The 22,378-nt window shown below is 63.8% G+C and carries 19 protein-coding genes and 1 pseudogene; 12 read left to right on the top strand and 8 right to left on the bottom strand.

Going from position 1 to position 22,378, the window contains the following annotated elements:
• The first annotated feature begins 120 nt into the window (after window positions 1-120).
• Both NF616_RS13765 and NF616_RS13760 read left to right on the top strand, forming a co-directional pair.
• Complete coding sequence (locus NF616_RS13765) at window positions 121-330, top strand: cold-shock protein (protein ID WP_252273860.1); 210 nt, start codon at window positions 121-123, stop codon at window positions 328-330.
• Window positions 331-396: 66 nt separating this feature from the next.
• Complete coding sequence (locus NF616_RS13760) at window positions 397-660, top strand: DUF5334 family protein (RefSeq protein WP_252273859.1); 264 nt, start codon at window positions 397-399, stop codon at window positions 658-660.
• 37 nt (window positions 661-697) lie between these two features.
• Here NF616_RS13760 and NF616_RS13755 read toward each other — a convergent pair whose 3' ends face one another.
• Together NF616_RS13755 and NF616_RS13750 are read right to left on the bottom strand one after the other, a co-directional pair.
• A complete protein-coding gene (locus tag NF616_RS13755; RefSeq protein ID WP_252273858.1) occupies window positions 698-1,441 on the bottom strand; it encodes an SDR family oxidoreductase in 744 nt (247 codons plus the stop codon).
• A gap of 65 nt (window positions 1,442-1,506) precedes the next feature.
• The gene (locus tag NF616_RS13750; protein ID WP_252273857.1) at window positions 1,507-1,854 is read right to left on the bottom strand and encodes a hypothetical protein; all 348 of its coding nucleotides are present in this window, start codon (window positions 1,852-1,854) and stop codon (window positions 1,507-1,509) included.
• Between the two features lie 297 nt (window positions 1,855-2,151).
• On the opposite strand from NF616_RS13750, the gene NF616_RS13745 reads away from it, so the two are divergent.
• The 5 genes from NF616_RS13745 to NF616_RS13725 all read left to right on the top strand — a co-directional run bounded on the left by NF616_RS13745 (window position 2,152) and on the right by NF616_RS13725 (window position 7,735).
• Complete coding sequence (locus NF616_RS13745) at window positions 2,152-4,518, top strand: AAA family ATPase (protein WP_252273856.1); 2,367 nt, start codon at window positions 2,152-2,154, stop codon at window positions 4,516-4,518.
• 399 nt (window positions 4,519-4,917) lie between these two features.
• The gene (locus NF616_RS13740) at window positions 4,918-5,133 is read left to right on the top strand and encodes a VF530 family protein (RefSeq protein ID WP_252273855.1); all 216 of its coding nucleotides are present in this window, start codon (window positions 4,918-4,920) and stop codon (window positions 5,131-5,133) included.
• Window positions 5,134-5,219: 86 nt separating this feature from the next.
• On the top strand, window positions 5,220-6,110 hold the full coding sequence (locus tag NF616_RS13735; RefSeq protein WP_252273854.1) for an alpha/beta fold hydrolase: 891 nt from the start codon (window positions 5,220-5,222) through the stop codon (window positions 6,108-6,110).
• Window positions 6,111-6,212: 102 nt separating this feature from the next.
• Window positions 6,213-7,049 (top strand): AraC family transcriptional regulator, encoded by an 837-nt coding sequence (locus NF616_RS13730; protein WP_252273853.1) that lies wholly within the window; start codon window positions 6,213-6,215, stop codon window positions 7,047-7,049.
• Window positions 7,050-7,141: 92 nt separating this feature from the next.
• Window positions 7,142-7,735: a LysE family translocator gene (locus NF616_RS13725; protein WP_252273851.1), complete on the top strand. Its 594-nt coding sequence runs from the start codon at window positions 7,142-7,144 to the stop codon at window positions 7,733-7,735.
• Window positions 7,736-7,897: 162 nt separating this feature from the next.
• Here the strand turns inward: NF616_RS13725 and NF616_RS13720 are convergent, their stop codons facing one another.
• The 4 genes from NF616_RS13720 to NF616_RS13705 form a co-directional block, all read right to left on the bottom strand.
• The gene (locus tag NF616_RS13720; protein WP_252273850.1) at window positions 7,898-8,431 is read right to left on the bottom strand and encodes a DUF3087 domain-containing protein; all 534 of its coding nucleotides are present in this window, start codon (window positions 8,429-8,431) and stop codon (window positions 7,898-7,900) included.
• A 101-nt stretch (window positions 8,432-8,532) separates the two neighbouring features.
• Window positions 8,533-8,760 carry a DUF3079 domain-containing protein gene (locus tag NF616_RS13715; protein ID WP_252273849.1) on the bottom strand — a complete coding sequence of 76 codons (228 nt, stop codon included), beginning with the start codon at window positions 8,758-8,760 and terminating at the stop codon, window positions 8,533-8,535.
• Window positions 8,761-8,837: 77 nt separating this feature from the next.
• Window positions 8,838-9,935, bottom strand: a complete 1,098-nt coding sequence (locus NF616_RS13710) for a GGDEF domain-containing protein (RefSeq protein WP_252273848.1) — start codon at window positions 9,933-9,935, stop codon at window positions 8,838-8,840.
• A 136-nt stretch (window positions 9,936-10,071) separates the two neighbouring features.
• Window positions 10,072-12,081, bottom strand: a complete 2,010-nt coding sequence (locus NF616_RS13705; RefSeq protein ID WP_252273847.1) for an HD domain-containing phosphohydrolase — start codon at window positions 12,079-12,081, stop codon at window positions 10,072-10,074.
• A gap of 198 nt (window positions 12,082-12,279) precedes the next feature.
• Here NF616_RS13705 and NF616_RS13700 point away from each other — a divergent pair, with 198 nt between their 5' ends.
• Window positions 12,280-12,732 (top strand): FecR family protein, encoded by a 453-nt coding sequence (locus NF616_RS13700; RefSeq protein WP_252273846.1) that lies wholly within the window; start codon window positions 12,280-12,282, stop codon window positions 12,730-12,732.
• A gap of 23 nt (window positions 12,733-12,755) precedes the next feature.
• Window positions 12,756-13,328 (top strand): OmpA family protein, encoded by a 573-nt coding sequence (locus tag NF616_RS13695; protein ID WP_252273845.1) that lies wholly within the window; start codon window positions 12,756-12,758, stop codon window positions 13,326-13,328.
• 14 nt (window positions 13,329-13,342) lie between these two features.
• Here the strand turns inward: NF616_RS13695 and NF616_RS13690 are convergent, their stop codons facing one another.
• Both NF616_RS13690 and hrpA read right to left on the bottom strand, forming a co-directional pair.
• Window positions 13,343-15,415 (bottom strand): CHASE2 domain-containing protein, encoded by a 2,073-nt coding sequence (locus NF616_RS13690; protein WP_252273844.1) that lies wholly within the window; start codon window positions 15,413-15,415, stop codon window positions 13,343-13,345.
• A gap of 176 nt (window positions 15,416-15,591) precedes the next feature.
• On the bottom strand, window positions 15,592-19,674 hold the full coding sequence (gene hrpA, locus NF616_RS13685; protein ID WP_252273843.1) for an ATP-dependent RNA helicase HrpA: 4,083 nt from the start codon (window positions 19,672-19,674) through the stop codon (window positions 15,592-15,594).
• Window positions 19,675-19,863: 189 nt separating this feature from the next.
• On the opposite strand from hrpA, the pseudogene NF616_RS21435 reads away from it, so the two are divergent.
• The 3 genes and pseudogenes from NF616_RS21435 to NF616_RS13675 all read left to right on the top strand — a co-directional run.
• Window positions 19,864-20,490, top strand: a pseudogene (locus NF616_RS21435) (HAMP domain-containing protein); the annotation flags it as partial.
• Complete coding sequence (locus tag NF616_RS21430) at window positions 20,476-21,360, top strand: methyl-accepting chemotaxis protein (RefSeq protein ID WP_434091892.1); 885 nt, start codon at window positions 20,476-20,478, stop codon at window positions 21,358-21,360. The pseudogene NF616_RS21435 and the gene NF616_RS21430, both read left to right, overlap by 15 nt.
• 205 nt (window positions 21,361-21,565) lie before the next feature.
• On the top strand, window positions 21,566-22,099 hold the full coding sequence (locus NF616_RS13675) for an REP-associated tyrosine transposase (protein ID WP_252273841.1): 534 nt from the start codon (window positions 21,566-21,568) through the stop codon (window positions 22,097-22,099).
• Window positions 22,100-22,378 lie beyond the last annotated feature (279 nt).

Genomic DNA, 22,378 nt, shown 5'->3' with positions numbered 1-22,378 from the left:
CTAGCGGCACCGTCTTGATGTTCTGTCTCTGATCTCCATCTCCTCGGCACCCCTCTTCACTTCGCATTCAGTCGACCAGGCTCCCGTCTGGCCGATCCTTTACTCCTGGAGATTTACATCATGGCCAACCGTGAAACCGGTACCGTCAAATGGTTCAACGCCGAGAAAGGCTTTGGCTTCATCACTCCCGAATCCGGCGCGGACCTGTTCGTCCACTTCCGCCAGATCGAAGGCAGCGGCTTCAAGTCGCTCGATGAAGGCCAGCGCGTTTCCTTCGTCGTAGCCCAAGGCCAGAAAGGCCCGCAAGCCGAACAGGTTCAGGTGATCTAACGATCCCCGCACCGAAGAGCCCCGCCCATGCGGGGCTTTTTTTTGCCCTTCGCCGAGGAACACCCGATGCGCACAGCACTGCTGACGATCCTGCTACTGAGCGGCCCGGCCAGCGCCTGGGAAGGCAAGGACCTGGATACCGGCGCCAACGTCGACATCGACCAGGGCACCCTGATCAGAACCGGCGCGACCATCCGCTTCTACGACTACGGCGCCGGCGAATACCGCAGCGGCCTCGTCACCGCCATCAGCGTGCACAAGGGCACGATGGACGTGCAGATCGACGACGAGAAGAGCGAGCGCTCCCGCACCCTCGCCATCGAGAACTGATCGTCCGCACGCCACTTCAGCGTGGTGCAGCGCCGGCTCAGCGCAGGGTGTAGCCCTTGTCCACCACCCAGTCCTGGCCGTACACGCCGCGGGCGCCCTGGGACAGCTGGAACAGCACCACCTCGGCCACCGCCTCGGAGCTGAGGAATTCGTTGTCCACCAGCCGTGCGTTCACCTCGCCGGCGACGCTAGCCAGCGCATCGTCCGGCAGGCCCAGGCTGTTCCAGATCGGTGTGGCGGTCGGCCCCGGCGACACCAGATTCAGGCGCAGGCCCTCGTTCGCATGCTCCAGCGCCAGGCTGCGCACCAGGCTCGACAGCGCCGCCTTGGTGGCGATGTACGCACCGAGGCCGACGAAGCCCAGGTGGCGCAGGAAGGTGCTGATGAACACTACCGACGCCGGCTGGGCCAGCTGCGCCTTCAGCGCGTAGAAGGTGTTCACCGCACCGGCGCCATTGATGCGCCACTGCTCGTCGAACGCCTGCAGATCGCTGCCCGGCGCCAGCTTGGCGATGCCCGCGTTGGGCACCAGGTAATGCACCTCACCCAGCTCGGCGGCGCGCTCGGCCAGGCCCTGTAGCGACGCCTCGCGGGTCACGTCGCCCTCGTACCAGAACAGTTGCTCGGGATAGCGCTCCAGCAGCGCCCCCAACCCACCCAGGCTGCGCGACATCGCCAGCACCCGCGCGCCGCGCTGCAGCAGCAGCTCGCTCACGGCCAGACCGATACCGGAACTGGCGCCGGTGACCACCGCCATGCGTTGTTCGAATTCGTTGTTCATGACTACCTCGATGTAGAAGGAAGAAGGAATCGCGTCCCAGGCCGAGCCGGGGCGGCAATAAGGAATCAGTGGGGATAGAGACGACCGTCGCGCAGGTCCACGCGCTGACCACGCTCGAAGCGGTGATGCGGCGAGCGAATCCAGCGCTCCTCGCCCGCTTCGTCGCGCACGATGTAGGCAGTACCGGTCTGGCCACTGGCGCGCTGCACCTGCGCCCCACCCCAGCCACCCACCGCCGCGCCGACCACAGCCCCAATCGGCCCGCCGGCAGCGGCACCGACCATCAACCCGGTCAGCCCACCAAAACCGGTGCCGACCGAGTTCTCTTCCTGTTCCGCCACCACCTCGGCGGCCTGAACGGATTGCATGACCAACAGGCCGGTAGTGAAAGCAAGCAAGGCAAAGCGATTCATCTGAGTTCTCCGTTATGTAGGCGTTGCGCCTGGAGTTACTCAGCTTTCGTGCCAGGTATTTTTATCTTAATTTTCAGTCAGTTGGGAAACAGAGAAGTCGCCATGACAACAGCGAACCGCTGTCGATAGGACATGAACAAAGGTCGAAATGACAGCGAAGCGGCAAGAGAGAAATTCACGCACTGACTGAAAGGGCAGCTTGCGTGACGCGGTTCACATTAGCTAACTTCAAGGCAACGCAACTATCTAGAAAGATGGACCAGCACATAAAACTCATCAGCATTTAACGGATCTCAAATGCTCACAAAAATAAGCAAAATAAAAAATCTCGCTGTATTTACTGACTTCGAATGGGATAAAACTGTCAGAGACAAAGGGAATAACATTGCAACCTTTAAAAAGCTAAATATTATTTACGGGCGGAATTACTCTGGCAAGACTACTATTTCTAGAATATTTAGAAGTCTAGAAACAAAAACAAAGCATGAACGACATCAACCTGCCTCTTACGAAATCACACATACATCGCCAGGCCTTATAAACGACAGCAATCTAGCCAACTGCCCATACACAGTCAGAGTATATAATAGAGACTTTATAGAGGAGAACCTGAAATGGTTAACAAACAACGATGGAGTGATAAATCCCTTTGCCATACTTGGCGAAAAGAACGTCGAGATCGAAAATAAAATCGAGGAAATAGAAGAACGCCTAGGTTCAACCACAACAAAACAGGGCCTATATTGGGATCACCACAAAAAGATAGCGGACCAGAGAAACTCTGAAGACAAGCTAAAGTTAAAACAGAAGGACTTAGACGAAAAACTCCGCACAAAAGCAAGCACAGACATAAAGCAGAATCCTCTCTATAAAAAAATAAACTACAACATAAGCTCAATAAAGTCTGACATTTCGAACATATCAATTACAGACGCAAAGAAGCTCGACATACAAACCACGCAAGAACTGACCCTCCTTCTTTCCGAGGAGGCAAGAGATCAAATTCAAGAAAAAATTGTATTTGATCAAAAGCTACTCCCCCTGCGAGCTGCGACAAGAGATTTGATCTCGAGAGAAATACGCCCCACACATACGCTACAACACCTTCTAGATGACCCTACAATTGAAGAATGGGTAAGAATCGGTCTCTCGCACCACGAAAATAAAGATGATTGTCAATTTTGCGGATCATCCTTGACTGAAAACATATGGAAGAAACTCCATAATCACTTCAACAAAGAGTCAGAAGACTTACGAAGCCTTCTAGACAGGCTTATCCAAGGCATCGAAGCCGAAAAGCAAAAAATATCCTCAATAAATATCCCCGATAAGATCAATCTTTACGCCCACCTCCAGAACAGATACCAACACCTCCAAGAACAACTACGAAACGACATAGACCTTTATATAGAAGATCTAGACGAATTAACATCATATCTAACTACAAGAAAGGACAACATCTACCAGGCAATCCAGCTTCCCCAGACAACACGAGAGCACAGCATTACAGCTCGCCTTATAGAAATTGAAGATATAATTAAAACGCACAACAACAAAATATTTACTCTAGAATCCGAGCAAGACGATGCAAGAAAGAAGCTACGCCTGAGTGAGGTCATCAAATTCTTAGAAGATATTGATTACGAAAAAAGAATCAAAGAAATTGAATACTTGTCAGATTCACTACAAACAAGCAAAGCACTCCTAAATCAGATTGAGAATTCAATCTCCAAAAGCATTTCGGAAATATCTGACCTCCGAAATCAACTAAAAGATGAAAGCAAGGGTGCTGATCGTGTCAATCACTACCTTCGAAACCACTTCAGTCATAGCACTCTTCAATTACTAGCACTAGAAGCGAGTGATTCAAAGTCAACCACTTTCCATGTCATACGAAATGGAGAACCCGCATACAATCTGAGCGAAGGCGAATGCAGCCTGCTAGCATTCTGCTATTTCATTGCCAAGCTTGAGGACATTAACACCCTAGGTAGAGACCCTATAATATGGATCGATGACCCAATATCTAGCCTAGACAGCAACCATATTTATTTTGTTTTCAGCCTTATTGAAAGCACATTAACCAAACCAATCAATAATCCAACCACCTCCACGGTATCCTACAGATACAACCAGCTATTCATTTCCACACATAACTTAGATTTTTTAAAATACCTAAAGAGGCTATCCAAGCCAGCAAAAGACAACCAATACTTCATACTGGAGCGACACCACAATTCCAGCCAAATTAAATTAATGCCCAGCTACCTAAGGAAATTCGTAACGGAATTCAATTATCTATTCAGCCAAATACACAAATGCGCAACAATATCTCTGGCAGACAACGATAACCACGAAACGATCTATAATTTCGGGAATAATCTACGGAAATTTCTTGAGGCATACCTCTATTACAAATACCCCAACAACAAATCAAACGATGAAAAGCTGCTTCTTTTCTTTGGTGGAGACACCTTACACACAGATATAACAAACAGAATAAACAATGAGCTGTCTCACCTTGAGGAAATTTTCGACAGAAGCACCAATCCGATAGAAATTCCAGAAATACCGAACCTAGCAAAATTTGTCTTAGAAACAATAAAGCGCAAAGATCCAGATCAATATTCCGCTCTTATGGAAAGCACACAAGACATTGATTAATTCTATTTTCGGATAGATATCTATTGCGAAGCTTCTTTATGCCTACAAGCAGCGAGTGCCCCCTTCAGGACGCCGAACGGAATCGTTGTGGAAGGGGTTGAGCGGCATGGATGCCGCGAGAGCGACGATGGGCCAGGGATGGCCCTTCGTCGCGTGCCCCTAGAGCAATGATGGAGTGAGGGAAGTCGAGCGCAGCGAGACCCGGATGTCGGGGGCAAGACCTTTTGGTTCCTTTTGGGGCGACTGCCAAAAGGGACCCGCCCAGCAGGGCGGAACTGAAGCCTCAAGCAACGCGAGAATCAGCAGCGGCACGAAACCAAAGCCCTCTCCCCCCGCCCCTCTCCCGTAAACGGTAGAGGGGAGTTAAAGTGCCCGCCCCTGATCCACCGAGCTGCCTTGATGAGCAACGACCCCCTCCACGGCCTAACCCTGAAAGCCATCGTCCAGGCCCTGGTCGACAAACACGGCTGGGACCGCCTCGGCCAGCTCATCGCCATCCGCTGCTTCACCCATGAACCCAGCGTCGACTCCAGCCTCAAGTTCCTGCGCAAAACGCCCTGGGCGCGTGAGAAGGTCGAAGCGCTCTACATCAAGGACATCGCCGGCAAACGCTGACGAGCGGCGGCCATCCGGCGGGTGAACGAAGCACGGCGCGGCCTGGCGCGGTCATAAGCGGACCATGTGCCTGCCGGGAGGCCCCCATGCCGCCTTCATCCACCTGTGTTCGTCACCTGCGCCTGGACCTCGACGGCGTCGACATCTTCTACCGCGAAGCCGGGCCGGCCGATGCGCCGGTGCTGTTGCTGCCCCACGGCTACCCCTGCTCCTCCTACGAATTCCGCAACCTCATGCCGCTGCTGGCGGACCGCTGGCGGCTGGTGGCGCCGGACTTTCCCGGCTGCGGCTACTCGGCCACGCCCTACGACTTCAGCTACGACTTCGACGGCTACGCCCATTTCCTCGCGCGCTTCACCAACCAGCTGGGCATCGAGCACTTCGCCCTGTACCTGCACGACTTCGGCTCGCAGATCGGCCTGCGCCTGGCGATCAGCCGGCCGCAGCGCATCACCGCGCTGATCTTGCAGAACGGCGACATCTACGAGGACCAGCTGGGGCCCAAATACGACGCGCTGAAGGAATTCTTCGCCCACCCCAGCGACGAGGCGCGCGCCACGCTGGCCGAGGCGGTGAGCCTGGAGGGCTTTCGCGACGAGTTCCTCAACGATGTCGACCCGCCCGTGGCGGCGCGCATCCCGCCGGACCTGTGGCACCTGCACTGGGCGCTGATGACGCGGCAGCGCAAGCAGATCGCGGTGAACCTGATCGCCGGGCTCAAGGAGAACCTGGCCTGGTTCCCGCACTATCAGGCCTACCTGCGCCAGCACCAGCCGCCGACGCTGATCCTCTGGGGCCCGCGCGACGGCTACATGCCCGAGGGCTCGGCCCGCGCCTACCTGCGCGACCTGCCGGAGGCGGAGCTGCACCTGTTCCAGGACGGCGGCCACTGGCTGCTGGAGACGCACCTGGAGGAAGCGGCCGAGCTGATCCGCGATTTCCTCGACCGCACGCTGGGCGGCGCGGAATCGGGTTGAGCACGGGACGCATGGCCCGGCGGCCTGCACGAATCTTCTAAACGCCGCCGTGCAAACCGGTTAAGGTCGGGACTCGCCGCCCTCACTGCCCGGGAACGCACCGTGACCTCACGCAACTGGATCGACCTCGCTCAGGATGCCGACACCGGCATCGAGTCGATCCGTGCACATTTCGAGGGCCATGCCTACGACCCGCACTGGCACGACAGCTACCTGGTGGGCGTCACCGAACAGGGCGTGCAGCAATTCAACTGCCGGCGCGAGAAGCACCTGAGCACGCCGGGCAAGGTGATCCTGCTCGAGCCGGGCGAGCTCCACGACGGTCACGCGCCGACCGAGGAAGGCTTCACCTATTCGATGCTGTACCTCGACCCGCAGTGGCTGGAGCGCGAGCTGCACGCGCTGTTCGAGCACGCGCCGGCGGACAGCACGCCGAGCTTCGCCCATATCCTCAATAACGACAGCCGCCTGGCCGGCGCCATCTTCCGCGCGTTTCACACTCTGCATGACGGCGACCTGCGCATCGTCCGGCAGACCGCCATCGACGATCTGCTCGGCACCATGACCAGCCGCCTGCAGTGGCGCAAGCGCGAGAACCCGGACCCGCGCCTGCCGCTGGTGGCGCAGCGCGCCCGCGACTACCTGCACGCCAACTTCGACCGGGACATCGGCCTGGACGACACGGCGGCGGCCTGCGGCGTGGATCGTTTCCGCCTCAGCCGCGCCTTCAAGAGCGCCTTCGGCATTGCGCCGCACGCCTACCTGATCCAGCTGCGCCTGGCCAAGGCACGCCAGCGCCTGGCCCGTGGCGACACGCCGGCCGATGTGGCCAGCGCCCTGGGCTTCGCCGACCAGAGCCACCTGGGCCGCTGGTTCCGCCGCGCCTATCGGCTCACTCCCGCCGACTACCGTCGCCGCTGCTCAAAGCTTCCAGACTGATCGGCCGCCACGCCGCAGCATGGGCCTCCCTGATACGGAGAAAACATGCCATGCGTACCCACCATTCTCGTCACGCGCGGAGGGGCTGAGCCATGCAGTCCCTGCTGCCCTTCCTGCTGTTCGCCTTCGTCGCCAGCATCACGCCGGGGCCGACCAATATCCTGGCCCTCAGCCACGGCGCGCGCTTCGGCGTGCGCGCCACCCTGCCGCTGGTGCTCGGCGCCTGCCTGGCGGCGGCGCTGATCGTGCTGCTGGTGGGCCTGGGCCTGGGCGAGGCGTTGCTGCGCTACCCACGCGTGCAGCTGGCGATGAGCTGGGCCGGCGCGCTGTGGCTGAGCTGGCTGGCCTGGCAGCTGCTGCGCAGCGCGGCCGCGCCGCTGAACACCACGGACGCGCGGGAGCTCGGCCCGCTGGGTGCGGCGGCGCTGCAGCTGGTGAACCCCAAGGTGTGGATGATGGCGGTCGCGGTGGTCAGCGTGTTCGCCGCCGGCAGCGAGGACAAGGCCATGCGCGTGCTGCAGCTGTCGCTGATCTTCCTGCTGATGGCCGTGCCGAGCATGACCGCCTGGGCCCTGCTCGGCGCCGGCAGCGCGCGCCTGCTGCAGTCGCCGAAGCGCATGCAGCGCTTCAACCAGTTGCTGGCGCTGCTGCTGTTCGTTTCGACCTGGCTGGCGGTGTTGCTTTAGATGAGCTGACCGGGATGCGCCCTACTGACCGGGCGACGAGGTTGCTTCGGGCACAGGATGCCGGGGCGAAGGCCGCCTGGTGCGCGCGGCGCACCTACGAGCTGCAAACAGGACCAGGCGGTGCCCGGCGTAGGGTGCGCCGTGCGCGCCGAGCGGTGGCGGTCAGCGCGTCGCGGGGAAGCGTTTCACCGCCTCGATCCAGGCCGGGTCGAGGCGGTTCTGCTGCGGGTCCAGGCCCTGCTGCTGCATGGCTTCGCGGTGCGCGTCGATCTCGCGGACCATGTGGCTCAGCTCGCTGCTGTTGCCATCCAGCTGGTGCATCTGGCTCACGCCCAGGTGATAGAAGCGCAGCAGCTTCATGGCGCTCGCGTCGCCCGCCGCCACGCCGGCCTTCACGTGGTGCATGACGTTGGTGATGCGCATCAGGTTGCGCTTGAGGCCCCAGCCGTAGGCGGCAGCCGCCATGAACGGGCGGTGCCACAGCTGCTGGCGCACCAGGGCGACGGTCAGCGCCAGGCCGGTGAGCACGCCGAGCAGGTTCCAGGTGAAGTTGTCGCCGGGCGCGCCGCCGAACAGCTGGGTGCTGGCGGTGGCGCAGAGCATGCCCAGCACCAGGAAGATGGCGATGACCACGAAGGTGCTGCGGCGGGTCTGCTGGCGGTAGAGCTCGGGGCTCATGGGCTGGATTTCGAACATGACTGATCCGGGGGTGATGCGGGACCGCCACCTTGCCTGATCGAACCCGAGGGGTCGAGCCCGGAGTATGACAAGGCTTGATCTGCATCAGCCGCGCGCGCCTATTCGCCGACGGACACCACCGGAATCAGCTCGACATGCTTGGCTCCGTCCTCGGGCGTGAAGCCCAGGTCGCCGAATTGGTACCAGTCCTCGCCGAAGGTCTCGACCGGGTGCATGGTGCGGTCGGCGCCGTTGCCGCAGGCCAGCGAGGTGGCCGGGCAATACAGATCGCACCCCCAGCAGATGCGCTCGGGATGCGGCGGGTTGAGCGGAAATTTCTTGGCCATGGCGCGCCTCGTGCCGACTGCTGCGATACCCGCAGGCTACGCCCGCGACACCGGCTCGCCTTGACCCAGGTCAGCGCTCAGAGCACTTCGATGCGGTCCCGCCCATTGGCCTTGGCGCGATACAGCGCGCGGTCGGCGCGGTCCAGCATGCCGTGCGGGCTTTCGTCGCCGTGGTACTGGGTGATGCCGAAGCTGGCGGTCTTGTGCCGCACGGTCTTGAATTCGCACTCGCGCACCAGGCGCTGCAGCCCGCGCGCCACGGCGCTGGCCTGCTCCACATCGGCCTGCGGCAGGATGACCAGGAATTCCTCGCCGCCCAGGCGGCCCACCTGGTCCACCGCCCGCACGCTGTCGCGCAGCAGCCGGGCGAACTGGCGCAGCACGGCATCGCCGACGGCGTGGCCATGGGTGTCGTTGACCTGCTTGAAGTGGTCGATGTCGATCAGGATCACCGAGAACGGCGTGTCGTAGCGCTGGGCGCGGGCGATCTCCTCGGCGAACAGCTGGTCGATGCGCGCGCGGTTCCACAGCCCGGTGAGGCCGTCCACGCTGGCGCTCAGGGCGAGCCGGCTCTGGTGCAGGAACATGATCTTGTGCGCCTTCTCGAGGACGAAGGCGCAGAGCAGGCCGAACGAGAAGGACGCCAGCCCCCAGATCAGGTGCAGGCGATAGGCGCCGGGCTGCAGTGCGTCGCCCAGGGTCGCCGCCATCAGCACCGCGGCCGAGCAGCAGGCGGTCAGCGTGCCCTGACGCAGGCTCAGGCCGGAGACGGTGAAGGTCCACATCAGGTTGAGGTAGATCTCCGGCAGGAAGTAGGCGAAGTCGGGGTTGTCGCGGTTGAAGGCGAGGTTGGCGACCACCGCGCACACCGGCGCCACGCACAGCAGCGTCAGCATCCAGCGGCGGCACGCCTCGAAATAGCTCATCACCCCCACGGCCAGCAGCGCCATCGGCACCAGGATGCCGTGCGCCACGAAGCGCAGGCCGAGGTTATCGCGGGCGACGTTCTGCTCGATGGCGGCGTAGATCAGGTACAGCGCCATGGTCAGGAAGGCCACGTAGCGGATCTGCGGCAGCTTGGCCTGGCGGTACCAGCAGGCAAACTCCTGGCGCGTCGCTTCCGGCACGCCGTGCAAGGGGTCCAGCGAGCGCGTCAGCCTATCGATCACCCTCACCCGGGGAGCTCCTTTCCAATGGCCAGATATTCAACCGTTCAGGGACGGTTCATCTATGTCGACCGTTAGCGCTCGGGCATGAATTCAAATTGCCATCATCGCCGGCCAGGCATTGCAAACCATGCAATTGCCGCGCTCAAGCCGGCACGCCGGACAGGTATTTCTCGATGTCGAGTTCGTCGATCTGCTCGGGTCGCAGATGGCGCTTCGCGTAGCGCAGGGGCAGGCCGGTGCGCAGGAAAAGGGCGAACAGGTCGGCGTCGATATGGCCCTTGTCCCGCAGGTTGGCCAGGATGGCCACCGACTCGGACAGGGTCTTGGCCTTCTTGTAGGGCCGATCGGACGCCGTCAGCGCCTCGAAGATATCGGCGATGGCCATGATCCGGGCGGGAATCGACAGGCTGTAGCGGTCCAGCTTGCGCGGGTAGCCGGTGCCGAGCAGGGTCTCGTGGTGGGTGCCGGCGTATTCGGGCACCCGCTTGAGATTGGCCGGTAGCGGCAGGTACTCGAGCATGACGATGGTCTGGATGATGTGCTCGTTGATCTTGAAGCGCTCTTCGGCCGTCAGCGTGCCGCGGCTGACGCTGAGGTTGTAGAGCTCGCCGAAGTTGTAGAGGTGCTCGGGCACCGTGATCTGGAAGCCGTATTTCGGGTCGAGCGCCTTGCTCGGCGGGCGCGGAAAGATGTGCTGCGGCTTGTCCGCCAGCAACCGTTCGGTCGCCGGCAGCGACGCGGGCGGCAGGTTCTGCAGGCGCATGGTCTCGTCCTGCGACAGGCCCAGGCGGTCGTCGAAATGCCGCTGCCAGGTGCGCTCGCCGATGCGCTGCAGCATCTCGATGCGCTCCTCGGCCATCAGCTCGCTGCCGATATTGCAGTCGGCGACGAAGGCGAACTCATCGCGCAAGCGCTGGAACTGCTGCCGATAGTCGGCATCGGCAGCGGCCTCGTCCACGCCGTCGAGGACGGCCTGCAGGCGGGCGATCTGCGCATCGCGCAGGAGCACTTCGAAGCGCATGCGCACTTCATGGATGCGGTTGTAGATGGTCTCCAGCTTGGTGGCCTTGTCGACCACGTGCTCCGGGGTGGTGATCTTGCCGCAATCGTGCAGCCAGGCACCGATGCGGAACTCGCGCCACTCGTCCGGCGTATTGAAGCGGAAATCCGCCAGCGGCCCCTCGCTGACCTCGCAGGCCTCCTCGGCCAGCATCAGCGCGAGCGCCGGCACGCGTTCGCAATGGGCGCCGGTGTAAGGGCTCTTGGCATCGATGGCGCCGGCGAGAATCTCGATCATCGCGTCGATCAGCGCATTCTGCGCCTCGATCAGGTTCTGGTTTTCCAGGGCCACCGCCGCCTGGGAAGCCAGGGCCTCGATGAATGACAACGCCTGCTCGGAGAAGGCCACCACCTCGCCGCTGTGCGGGTCCAGGGCGTTCATGAACTGCAGGACACCGATCACCTCGTCGTGACGCGCGGCCAGCGGCACGGTGATCATCGACACGGTGCGGTAGCCGGACTGGGCGTCGAAGTGGCGCGTGCCACTCAGGTCGAAACGGGTCTCGGCGTACACATCGTCGATCACCACGGTCCGGTTATGCAGCGCGGCATAGGTGGAGACGTGAGCCTCGTTGGGCGCGCCGGTGACCGGGTCATGCAACGGAATTTCGTCGGCCGGTAGCGGGTCGTCCATCGAGCGCAGGGCGAAGCGCAAGGTGCCATGACTGGTCTTCAGGTACATGGTCGCGGCTTCGGCGTTGCAGATGCGCTTGCCCTCCATGAGGATGTGGCGGAACAGCGCCTCGCGATCCCGTTCGGACGACAGCAGCAGGCCGTTTTCCACCAGGCTCGACAGCTTCGATTGCGATTCCTGCAGCGCGTGGGTCTGGCGCTGCAACGCATCCTTCATGCTGTTGTGGTTGCGGCTCAGGCAGTCGACTTCGTAGAACACCGACCCCTCTGCCGCAGGCCCGTCGAAATCCAGTTCGCGCATGCGCCGGGTATCGTCGGCCAGGCTGTCGAGGGTGGTGTTGATGTTCTGCAGGCAGGCCAACGCCAGCGGCAAGGTGCACAGCAGAATCACGATGCTGAGGCACAGGACATGCAGCGGCGCCCAGCCGAATACCAGGGCCAGTACGGGCAGCAGTTGCATCACGAAAAAGGTGGCGAGGACGATCGTCCAATTCTTCAAGCGCAGCTTGAAAGGTCCCGAGGTCATACAGCGGCCTGCCTTGAATGCCTTTTTTGATCGAAATAGTGGCAAATCATGACGCTTGGATCTTGTATTACTATGTCGTGCAAATTTTGACGTCAATTCGCCTACGGAATCGATGCCAGCAGGGAGAGTACTATGTTTGTCCTCAAAAGAATCGGCTTCTGCCTGCTCGCCAGCCTGTTGATGCCCTCCGCGCTCCTGGCTGCAGAGCAAAAACCGATCATCGGCTACGTGATGAAAGTGCAAGGTGAAGCCTTCGTCCAGGCAAATGGCCAGCTTCAGCCGGCCGTCGTCGGCACCCCGCTGCACCGCGGAAGCCTGCTGAAAACCGGACCAACGGGCTCCATGGGCGTGACCCTGGAAGACAGCACGGTGATGTCCGTCGGGCCGGAAAGCGAATTGACCATCGACGCCTACGCCTTCGAGCCCAGCCAGGATTCGTTGCAGCTAAGTGCGCGGATCACCCGCGGCACGCTCAATTACATATCCGGCATCATCGCCAAGCTCAAACCCGAAGCCGTGCAGATCAACACCCCGACCGGCACCATCGGCGTACGAGGCACGCGCTTCCTGGTCAAAGTCAGCTGATGCTGCGGTCGTTAAAGCGCGAGTTGTTCCTGCTGCTCGTCGTTCTGCTCACCTCCGGCTGCGCCTCGAAGTCTTATGTGGTGCTGTTGGAAAGCCCCGACGGCAGCACCGGCGCGATCGTCGTCGAGACCGCCAAGGGCGTCACCCGCATCGACAAAAGCGCGCACGGCGTGGCGCTGGATGGCGCGGACATGAAGCCCTTCGCCGTGGAGCGCCCGCGCATCGACAAGGATTTCGCGGCGGCCATGGCGGCCCAGCCGGCGCTGCCGAAGACCTACCTGCTGTATTTCAGAACCGGTGGCACCGAGCTGACCCCGCAATCGAAAATCGCCGTGCAGGAGCTGCTGCAGACGTTGCGCGAGCGCGGTCCCTCCGCCGTGTCGGTGATCGGCCATACCGACACCACCAGCGGCAATGCCTGGAACGAGAAGCTCGGGCTGCGCCGCGCACAGCACATCGCCAGGTTGCTGGAGGCCGCCGGTCTGCAGGCGCTGGAGCTGGTCGTCACCTCGCACGGGGAAAGCAATCTGCTGATCCCCACTGCCGATGAAACGCCGGAACCGAAGAACCGTCGGGTGGAAGTCACCCTCCGCTAGCGTTCCGCGCCCGCCTACTTGCGCGTCATCACGAACGAGTCGCCCCGCTCCCCTGCCCGCAAGCGGGCGGCATGGAAGGCCACCAGGCCATCGTCGGGACGTTGCGCGTGCAGGCTGTCGAAGGCCTCACCGGCGCCGGGATCGTCCCCTGCCAGCAGGCCGTAGGCCGCCTCGTAGGCCTCGTCGGATTCTCCACCGATGCCCGCGGCCTGCAGCGGTTCGAACACCCGCAGCGCTTGCCGCTTGCCCTTGAGCAGCACCTCGCCAACCGGCCGCATCGGCACCTGTGGGCACTGCCGGCGAATCACCTCGGAAACGCACACCGCGGTGCCGACATGGGCGTTCAGGCCCTCGATGCGCGAGGTGGTGTTCACCGGATCGCCGAGCGCGCGGTAGTCGAAGATCGTCGAACCGCCGAAGTTGCCCACCACCACCTCGCCGCTGTGCACGCCGATGCGCGTCTGGCCGAAGTGGATGCCTCGCGCCTGTAACTCGGACGCATAGCGCCGGGCGAAATGATGGATCTCCAGTGCGCAGGACAGCGCCCGCGCACAGTGGTCGGGCTGGGCCAGCGGCGCCGAGAACATGATGGCCACCGCATCGCCGACGATGCGGTCGAGCGTGCCTTCATGGCGAAAGGCGATGGCGATGACTTCATCGAGGTAGGCGTTGAGCAGGCTGACCACCGCTTCCGGCTCCTTGCGCTCGACCATTTCGGTGAAATCGGTGAGGTCGGTGAAGACGAAGCTGCAGGTCTGGCGGTGGCCGCCCAGGGTCAGCTGGCCGGGGTTGTCGACCAGGTGCTTGACCAGGTTCGGCGAGACGTAGCGTGAGAAGGCCTGGCGTATCCAGCGTTGCTCCCGCTCGGCCGCCCTGTGGCGGATCAGGCTCGCGGCGACGAAGACCAGCGCCAGCAGCAGCGTCGGAGTGAACAGGTCGAACAGCAGGCGCTGGCTGGTGAAGGCATACCAGGCCAGGGCGTTGAGACCGACGAGTATGCCGAGGGTCAGCGATGCCGAGGCCAGCGCGTGCAGGCGTAGCGCGAGCAGGCACACCAGCAGACCGCCCAGCGCGAGGCTCAGCGCCTCCACGGCGATGGCCCAGCCCGGCCGCTGCAGGTAGCTGCCGGCAAGAATCTGCTCCAGCGCCTGGGCATGCACCTCGACTCCGGGAATGATCCCGCCGAGCGGGCTGAAACGAAGGTCCTGCAGGCCCTGGGCGGACGTGCCGACAAGCACGATGCTGCCCGCCAGCGTGGCAGGCGCCTGCCCCGCCAGCACTTGCCAGGCGGGCACCGTGCGCGCTGCGTGGGCGCGGCTGAAATGCACCCAGAGCTCGCCCTCGGCGGTGGTCGGAATGCTCAGGCGACCGATATCGATGCGCTCGACACCCGCCGCATTGCTCACGGCGCGGTAATGACCGGCTCGCTGCTGCAGGCGCAGGGCCTCGGCAATCAGCGACGGCCGAACGGCTTGGCCGAGGCCGACCAGCAGCGGCACCCGACGCACCACACCATCGCTATCGGGCCGGAAGGTGAGCGTGCCGCTGCCGCCGGCCGCCTGCTCGAGCAGCGGCAATGGCCGGATGGCCCCCTGGAAGGCAGGCAGATGGCCGAGTACCGGGCCGCCCTGCTCGACCAGACCGAAACGGCTCAGCGGCAAGCCGGCGGGTGAAGGTTTGCGCTCGAGGGCGAAGCCCAGCACCACCGGACTGCGCGCGACGGCAGCCGCCAGACGGGCATCGTGCGAGGGCAGCGCGGCGAGTAGCTGCGCAATGGCAGGGGGCAGGTCTTCGCCGCGCATCATCATCTCGGGCGAGGTGCGGTCGGCTTCGGCGAAGAGCACGTCGAAGGCGATGACCGAGGCACCCGCCGCCTGCAGACGCTCCACCAATGCCGCGACCTGGGTGCGCGGCCACGGCCACTGGCCGAGGCGCTGCAGGCTCTGCTCGTCGATATCGATGATGCGCACCGGCACGTCCTGATACGCCCGCGGCTGCCAGCGCTGGTACTGGTCGAACAGGGCGGTGCGCAGGTTCTGCAGCGGCAAGGGTTGCCAGAGAAAAACCGCCAGGCAGGCCAGAACCACCGTCAGGCATATCAGTACATTCGGCGCGGAAGGTCGTGAATGGGGCAAGGGGTCGTAGGCTCCGGCGTGGACGGAACACGGCGCTCGCTCAGCAGGCGCCGTGGCTGCGCCACCATACGAGAAGGCGCGGCGGCGAGGCAATCATGCTGACTGCAGGGTTCGGCCGCCGCCCGCGATCAGCTCTCCACCGCCGCCCATTGCTTGCCCAGGCGCTTGTCGGACACCGCCATCCTGGTGCCGAGCTGCTGGGCGAACAGCGACACGCGGTATTCCTCCAGCATCCAGCGATACAGCACCAGCTCGGGGTCGCGCTTGCCTTCCTGGGCGTGCTTGGCGGCGCGCGCCTGGTACTGCTCCCAGGCTGCCGTCAGCTCGCCGGTCCACACGCGGTCGCGCTGTACCTGGCTGCCGACCTTGTCCAGGCGCTGCTCGATGGCCTTCAGATAACGCGGGATTTCCTTCAGCCACTCGCCCGGCGTCTCGCGGACGAAGCCGGGATAGACCAGGTTGGCCAGCTGCTGCTTGATGTCGTTGAGGGCCATGGCCTGGGCCAGGTCGATCTTGCCCTTGAAGCGCTTCTGCAGGCCGTGGGCGAGTTTGAGGATGTCCAGGGTGAGCCTGGCTATGCGCTCGGCGTGAGCCGTCCAGTCGCCGCGTTTCTTCTCGGCCAGGGCAGCCAGCGCTGCGCCATCGCGCGGCAGCGTGGCTTCGCCTTCGAGCACGCAGGCGTCGAGGCTGGCCAGCAGGATGTCCTCGACCAGCGCCTCGGGGCGGCCCATCTCGCGGTACAGCAGGCTCAGCTCGGTGAGGCCCGGAAGCTTGCCGCGCAGGTATTTAGCCGGCTCAGCAAGCTGTTGCAGCAACAGTTTCTGCAGCGCGCGGCGGTGCTGGAAGTCAGCCTCGGCCTGGGTCGGGAAACGGCCCTCTTTAACGACGCCACCCTCCTCCACCAGCGCCGGGAACACGGTCATGGAGAGGCCGGCGATCTTCTGCTGGGTCTTCTCGGCGACCTGGGCGAAGGCCTTGGCCTCGACCGGCTTCTGCTCCTGCTTCTGCTGCGGGATGGCCAGGGCGGCTTGGCTGGCTTCGGCGAAGCGCGCGGTCAGCTCGGCCAGGTCGCGACCTTCGCCGAGGAACTTGCCACGGGCGTCGACCACTTCCAGGTTCATCTTCAGATGCGACTCCAGCTGCTGCGCCGCTTCCTCCCAGGCCTCGTCGGAGACCCGGGCGCCGGTCATGCGGGTCAGCTCGCGGCCGAGGGATTCGGGCAGCGAACCCTGGCCGAAGGCGATCTTCGACAGGGCCGCGCCGACGAAGTCCGGCACCGGCACGAAGTTCTTGCGGATCGCCTTGGGCAGGTTGCGCACCAGGGCGATGGCCTTGGCCTCGATCAGGCCCGGCACCAGCCATTCCAGGCGGTCCGCCGGCAGCTGCGGCAGCAGCGGCGCCGGCACGCGCAGGGTCACGCCGTCGCGCGGGTGATTGGGCTCGAAGTGGTAGGTCAGCGGTAGTTGCAGCTCGCCGAGCTGGAGGATGTCCGGATACTGGGCGGCGGTGACTTCCTTCGCGTCACGCGCCAGCACATCCTCCTCGCGCATGATCAGCAGCTGCGGATTCTTCGCGCCCTCGGTCTTGTACCAGCTCTCGAAGGTGGCGGCCTGGTGGATGTCCGCCGGAATGCGCGCGTCGTAGAAGGCGTACAGTGTTTCCTCGTCGGCCAGGATGTCGCGGCGGCGGGCCTTGGCCTCCAGCTCGTCGAGGCGCTCCAGCAGCTCGCGGTTGGCTGCCAGGCACTTGGCGCGGCTGTTGATCTCGCCGCGCACCAGGCCTTCGCGAATGAACAGCTCGCGCGAGGCCACCGGGTCGACCGGGCCGAAGTGCACCGGGCGGCGGCCGACCACGATCAGCCCGTACAGGGTGACCTGCTCGAAGGCCACCACCTGGCCACGGCGCTTCTCCCAGTGCGGCTCGAAGTGGTTCTTCTTGATCAGGTGGCCGGCCAGCGGCTCGATCCAGTCCGGCTCGATCTTGGCCACCTGGCGGGCGAACAGCTTGGTGGTTTCCACCAGTTCGGCGGTCATCACCCAGGTCGGCTTCTTGCGGCCGATCACCGACGACGGGTGAATCCAGAAGCGCCGCTGGCGCGCGCCGAGATAATCGCCTTCTTCGGTCTTCTGGCCGATCTGGCTAAGCAGGCCGGACAGGATCGCCTTGTGCACCGCGGCGTAGCTCTTGGCCCGCTGCGCCGCTTCGCTGGCCTCGGCCTGCTCGCGGACGATGACATTGACCTTGGTGTCTTTGGTTGGCTGCGGGCCTTGCGCCGCCCGGCCCTTCTGATTTGGCTTATCGGTGGATAAGCCTGCGGCGTTATCCACCCTACGCTCGCCTTTGTAGGGTGGATGGCCGGAGCCATCCACCTTCTTGCCAGCCGACAACTGTAGCTCGCGGGCGATCAGCACCAGCTGGCGGTGGGCATCGCGCCACTCTCGGAGCCTGAGGTAATTAAGGAAGTTCTTCTTGCACCAGTTGCGCAGCGGGTTGCTGCCCAGCTCCTGGCGTTTTTCCTCGAAGCCGCGCCACAGGTTGATCAGCGCGGCGAAGTCGGAATCCACGTCCTTCCACTGCGCATGGGCCTGGTCGGCGGCCTGCTGGCGATCCATCGGCCGCTCGCGCGGGTCCTGCACGGACAGCGCCGAGGCGACTATCAGGATCTCGTCGAGGCTGCCGAGCTTGGCCGCTTCCAGCACCATGCGGCCCAGGCGCGGGTCGATGGGCAGGCGCGCCAGCTGGCGGCCCAGCGGCGTGAGCTGGCTCTCGCGGTTGACCGCCGAGAGCTCCTGCAACAAGGTGAAACCGTCGCTGATGGCCTTGCCATCTGGCGGCTCGATAAAGGGGAAGTCCTCGATGCTGCCCAGGCGCAGATGCAGCATCTGCAGGATCACCGCAGCCAGGTTGGTGCGCAGGATTTCCGGATCGGTGAATTCGGGGCGGCCGAGGAAATCCTCCTCGCTGTACAGGCGGATGCAGATGCCCGGCTCGACCCGGCCGCAGCGGCCCTTGCGCTGGTTGGCGCTGGCCTGGGACACGGCCTCGATGGGCAGGCGCTGCACCTTGGCGCGGTAGCTGTAGCGGCTGATCCGTGCCGTGCCGCTGTCGATCACATAGCGGATGCCCGGCACGGTCAGCGAGGTCTCGGCGACATTGGTGGCCAGCACGATCTTGCGTCCGGCCATGGGCGCGAAGATCTTCTGCTGCTCGGCCGGGGTCAGCCGCGCGTACAGCGGCAGCACCTCGGTGAAGCGCAGGTTGGCCTTGCGCAGCACCTCGGCGGCCTCGCGAATCTCGCGCTCGCCAGGGAGGAACACCAGCACGTCGCCGGGGCGCTTGCCCTCGGCCTTCTCAAAGGCGGCGATCTCGTCCAGCGCGGCGAGGATGCCCTGGTCGACGGTGAGGTCGTCGAGCAGACTCTCGCCCTCCTCGTCCACCTCGGCGGCCAGGGGGCGGTACCAGGTGTCCACCGGGTAGGTGCGGCCGGAGACCTCGATGATCGGCGCGCCGTTGAAATGCTTGCTGAAGCGCTCCAGGTCGATGGTCGCCGAGGTGATGATCAGCTTGAGGTCGGGGCGACGCGGCAGCAGGGTCTTCAGGTAGCCGAGCAGGAAGTCGATGTTCAGCGAGCGCTCGTGGGCCTCGTCTACGATGATGGTGTCGTACTTCTCGAGGAAGCGGTCGTGCTGGGTCTCGGCGAGCAGGATGCCGTCGGTCATCAGCTTGATCAGGCTGGTGTCGCCGGAGTGGTCCTCGAAGCGCACCTGATAGCCAACCAGCTCACCCAGCGGCGTGCCGATTTCCTCGGCCACGCGGGTGGCCACACTGCGCGCGGCCAGGCGGCGCGGCTGGGTATGACCGATCAGGCCATGTACGCCACGGCCCAGCTCCAGGCAGATCTTCGGCAGCTGGGTGGTCTTGCCCGAGCCGGTCTCGCCGGCGATCACCAGCACCTGATGCTCCTGCAGCGCTTTCTTGATCTCGTCGCGCTTGGCGGCGATCGGCAGCGCGTCGTCGTAGCGGATGGTCGGGATGCTGCGCCTGCGCGCCTCGACCTTGGCGACCGAGGCCTGGAAGCGCTCCAGCCATTGGGCCAGTTTGGCCTCGTCCGGCTGCCTTTGCAGCTCCTGCAACTGGCGGCGCAGGCGGTGACGGTCGGCCTGCATGGCCTGGTCGAGGTTCTTCAGCAGGGAGGCGTGGTCGTCGGTCATGGGCAAGAATGCATACTGCGAGCACCGCTCGGCCGTGGTGGCCGCGGTGGTGGCGAATCGGGCCCGCGATTGTCGCAGCCCAGCCTTGGCTTGCCCAGCCTGGAACCATGACGAACGGCAGGCGCCAGAAACTGTCTGGTTGATCGGGATCAACGCCGCCGTAGCGTGCCACCGGCAGGATATGGCCAAATGCCAGAACACTTGCGTGCAGACCCTACCTATATGAAGAACTGGATCCTCGACCTCTCGCTGAAGTACAAATTCTGGGCCGTCAATCTGGTGGCCTTCGTGACCACCCTGCTGCTGGTGCTGTTCGCCATGCAGCAGGAACAGCAGGGCCGCGCCGACGCGGCGCGCGCGTCCGCCGAGGCCCGCGCTGCATTGCTGGCCGCCTGGCCGGCGGGCAGCGCGCTGCCACGCGACGCCCAGCTGCTGCCCTTCCCTGCTTCCGGCACGCCGCCGCTCGGCCTCTCGGCCTCCGCCCGCGGCTGGGTGGAACTGGAGCACGACGCCACCTTCGGCGACTCGCCGGTGATCGGCGCCTGGGTCCAGGATGTCGGTGGCCAGCGCGTGGCCGTGACGGCGCGGGCGCCGAGCCTGTGGCAAGTGTTCGAGGGCCGCGCCGGCGCCTACGCCGTCTGCGTGTTCGTGCTGATGCTGTTGCTGCTGGGCGCCTCGCAGCTGCTGATCCGCTTCATCCTCAGCCATCTCAACCAGCTCAAGGACGTGATGCTGCATGTCGAGCGCAGCGGCGACCTCTCCGCCCGCGCCGAGGCGAGCAACCGCGACGAGGTGGGCCAGATGGCCAGCGCCTTCAACGCCATGCAGGCCGGCTACCAGCGCGTGGTGAGCACCGTGGCCCAGGCCGCCGCCAGCCTCGACGACGGCGCCCGGCGCCTGGCCGGCAGCATGGAGCAGGTGCGCAGCGGCATGCTCGGCCAGCAGAGCGAGACCGACCAGGCCGCCACCGCGATCAACGAGATGTCCGCCACCGTGCATCACATCGCCCAGCACGCCGCCGATACCCGCGACCAGTCCACCGAGGCGGACCGCCTCAGCGGCGTGGGCCAGCAGGTGGTGAACCGCGCCAGTTCGGCCATTTCCAGCCTGTCTCAGGGCGTGCAGCAGACCGCCGAGATGATCCAGAAGCTGGCCGACGACAGCCGCACCATCGGCGGCATGGTCGAAACCATCCACGGCATCGCCGAGCAGACCAACCTGCTGGCCCTCAACGCCGCCATCGAGGCAGCGCGCGCGGGAGAAATGGGCCGCGGTTTCGCCGTGGTCGCCGACGAGGTGCGCAACCTGGCCAAGCGCGTGCAGGACTCCACCGACGAGATCACCCGCATGATCGGCAACCTGCAGGCCACCAGCCGCGACGCCGTGGAATTCATGCAGGAAAGCTCGCTCAAGGCCGACCACTGCGTGCAGGAGGCCGATGCCGCCGGTGAGGCCCTCGGCCACATCGCCCGCGCCGTGGCGCTGATGCGCGAGAGCAACACGCAGATCGCCGTGGCCGCCGAGCAGCAGAGCCAGGTCGCCGAGGAAATGACCCGCTCCGTGGTGGGCATCCGCGACGTCACCGAACAGACCGTGCAGCAGACCCTGACCTCGGCCAGCACCAGCGGCGAACTGGTCGGCCTCGCCGACGACCTGAACAAGGCGATCCGCAAGCTCAAGCTGTAACAGACGAACCGGGGTGCCGTAGGGCGGTCTCGGAGCGCAGCGACAGCCCGCCAACCGCCGTCCGGGCACTGCGCATCGCCCGAATCGATGTGCTGCCTACGGCGAGTACAACCTGCGGGACCTGCCGATCCCGCTCATTACCTCTGCCGAACCGGCAAAACCCGTCTAGGCTGAGGTGCGATTTCCTTCGTCAAGGACGACGAACATGCCGCAATACCGCCGCCTCTGGTGCCCGGGCGGCACCTACTTCTTCACCCATACCCTGCGCCAACGCGACGGCAACGACCTGCTGGTACGGCATGTCGAGCTGCTGCGCGAGTCGGTGCGCGTGGTGCGCGAGAGCCACCCGTTTCGCATCCACGGCTGGGTGGTATTGCCGGACCACCTGCACTGCGTGATCGAGCTGCCGGATGGGGAAGCGGACTTCGCCATCCGCTGGCGCCTGATCAAGATGATCTTCAGCCGCAGCCTGCCGCTGCGCGACAAGCGCTTCTCGCTCAACCGCAGCCAACGCGGGCGCGGTATCTGGCAGCGGCGCTATTGGGAACACCTGATCCGCGACGAGGCGGACCTGCGCGCCCACCTGGATTACCTGCATTTCAATCCGGTCAAGCATGGGCTGGTCGAGCGGGTGGCCGATTGGCCCTACTCCACCTTTCATCGCCTGGTGCGGGACGGGGTCTATCCGGTGGATTGGGGCGGGAGTGCCATGCCGCCGCCGCGGTGGCTGGAGGATTGAGTCTGTCGGCGGGCCTGTTGGCGGGCTGTCGCTGCGCTCCGAGGCCGCCCTACGGAAGGTGCCGCTTTGTAGGGCGCATTCGGCGAAGGCGGTGCGCCGCCCAGGTATGCGGAGTGGCCGGGGCGCGGGTGGCGGGCTGTCGCTGCGCTCCGAGACCGCCCTACGGGAGGTGCCGCTTTTGTTGGCCGCACCGGCGAAGACGGTGCGGCGTCCAGGTATACGGAGTGGCCGAGGCGCGGGTGGCGGGCTGTCGCTGCGCTCCGAGGCCGCCCTACGGAG

It is taken from the genome of Pseudomonas subflava (assembly GCF_023823685.1).
Classification (GTDB): Bacteria; Pseudomonadota; Gammaproteobacteria; order Pseudomonadales; family Pseudomonadaceae; genus Aquipseudomonas; species Aquipseudomonas subflava.
The sequence above is the reverse complement of the archived record's forward strand: the minus strand, read 5'-3'. Positions and strand labels throughout refer to the sequence as shown.

Coding starts and splice junctions, on each gene's coding strand:
- NF616_RS13765 (WP_252273860.1), top strand. CDS start 121: ATGGCCAACCGTGAAACCGGTACCGTCAAATGGTTCAACGCCGAGAAA.
- NF616_RS13760 (WP_252273859.1), top strand. CDS start 397: ATGCGCACAGCACTGCTGACGATCCTGCTACTGAGCGGCCCGGCCAGC.
- NF616_RS13755 (WP_252273858.1), bottom strand. CDS start 1,441: ATGAACAACGAATTCGAACAACGCATGGCGGTGGTCACCGGCGCCAGT.
- NF616_RS13750 (WP_252273857.1), bottom strand. CDS start 1,854: ATGAATCGCTTTGCCTTGCTTGCTTTCACTACCGGCCTGTTGGTCATG.
- NF616_RS13745 (WP_252273856.1), top strand. CDS start 2,152: ATGCTCACAAAAATAAGCAAAATAAAAAATCTCGCTGTATTTACTGAC.
- NF616_RS13740 (WP_252273855.1), top strand. CDS start 4,918: ATGAGCAACGACCCCCTCCACGGCCTAACCCTGAAAGCCATCGTCCAG.
- NF616_RS13735 (WP_252273854.1), top strand. CDS start 5,220: ATGCCGCCTTCATCCACCTGTGTTCGTCACCTGCGCCTGGACCTCGAC.
- NF616_RS13725 (WP_252273851.1), top strand. CDS start 7,142: ATGCAGTCCCTGCTGCCCTTCCTGCTGTTCGCCTTCGTCGCCAGCATC.
- NF616_RS13720 (WP_252273850.1), bottom strand. CDS start 8,431: ATGTTCGAAATCCAGCCCATGAGCCCCGAGCTCTACCGCCAGCAGACC.
- NF616_RS13715 (WP_252273849.1), bottom strand. CDS start 8,760: ATGGCCAAGAAATTTCCGCTCAACCCGCCGCATCCCGAGCGCATCTGC.
- NF616_RS13705 (WP_252273847.1), bottom strand. CDS start 12,081: ATGCAACTGCTGCCCGTACTGGCCCTGGTATTCGGCTGGGCGCCGCTG.
- NF616_RS13700 (WP_252273846.1), top strand. CDS start 12,280: ATGTTTGTCCTCAAAAGAATCGGCTTCTGCCTGCTCGCCAGCCTGTTG.
- hrpA (WP_252273843.1), bottom strand. CDS start 19,674: ATGACCGACGACCACGCCTCCCTGCTGAAGAACCTCGACCAGGCCATG.
- NF616_RS21430 (WP_434091892.1), top strand. CDS start 20,476: ATGGCCAGCGCCTTCAACGCCATGCAGGCCGGCTACCAGCGCGTGGTG.
- NF616_RS13675 (WP_252273841.1), top strand. CDS start 21,566: ATGCCGCAATACCGCCGCCTCTGGTGCCCGGGCGGCACCTACTTCTTC.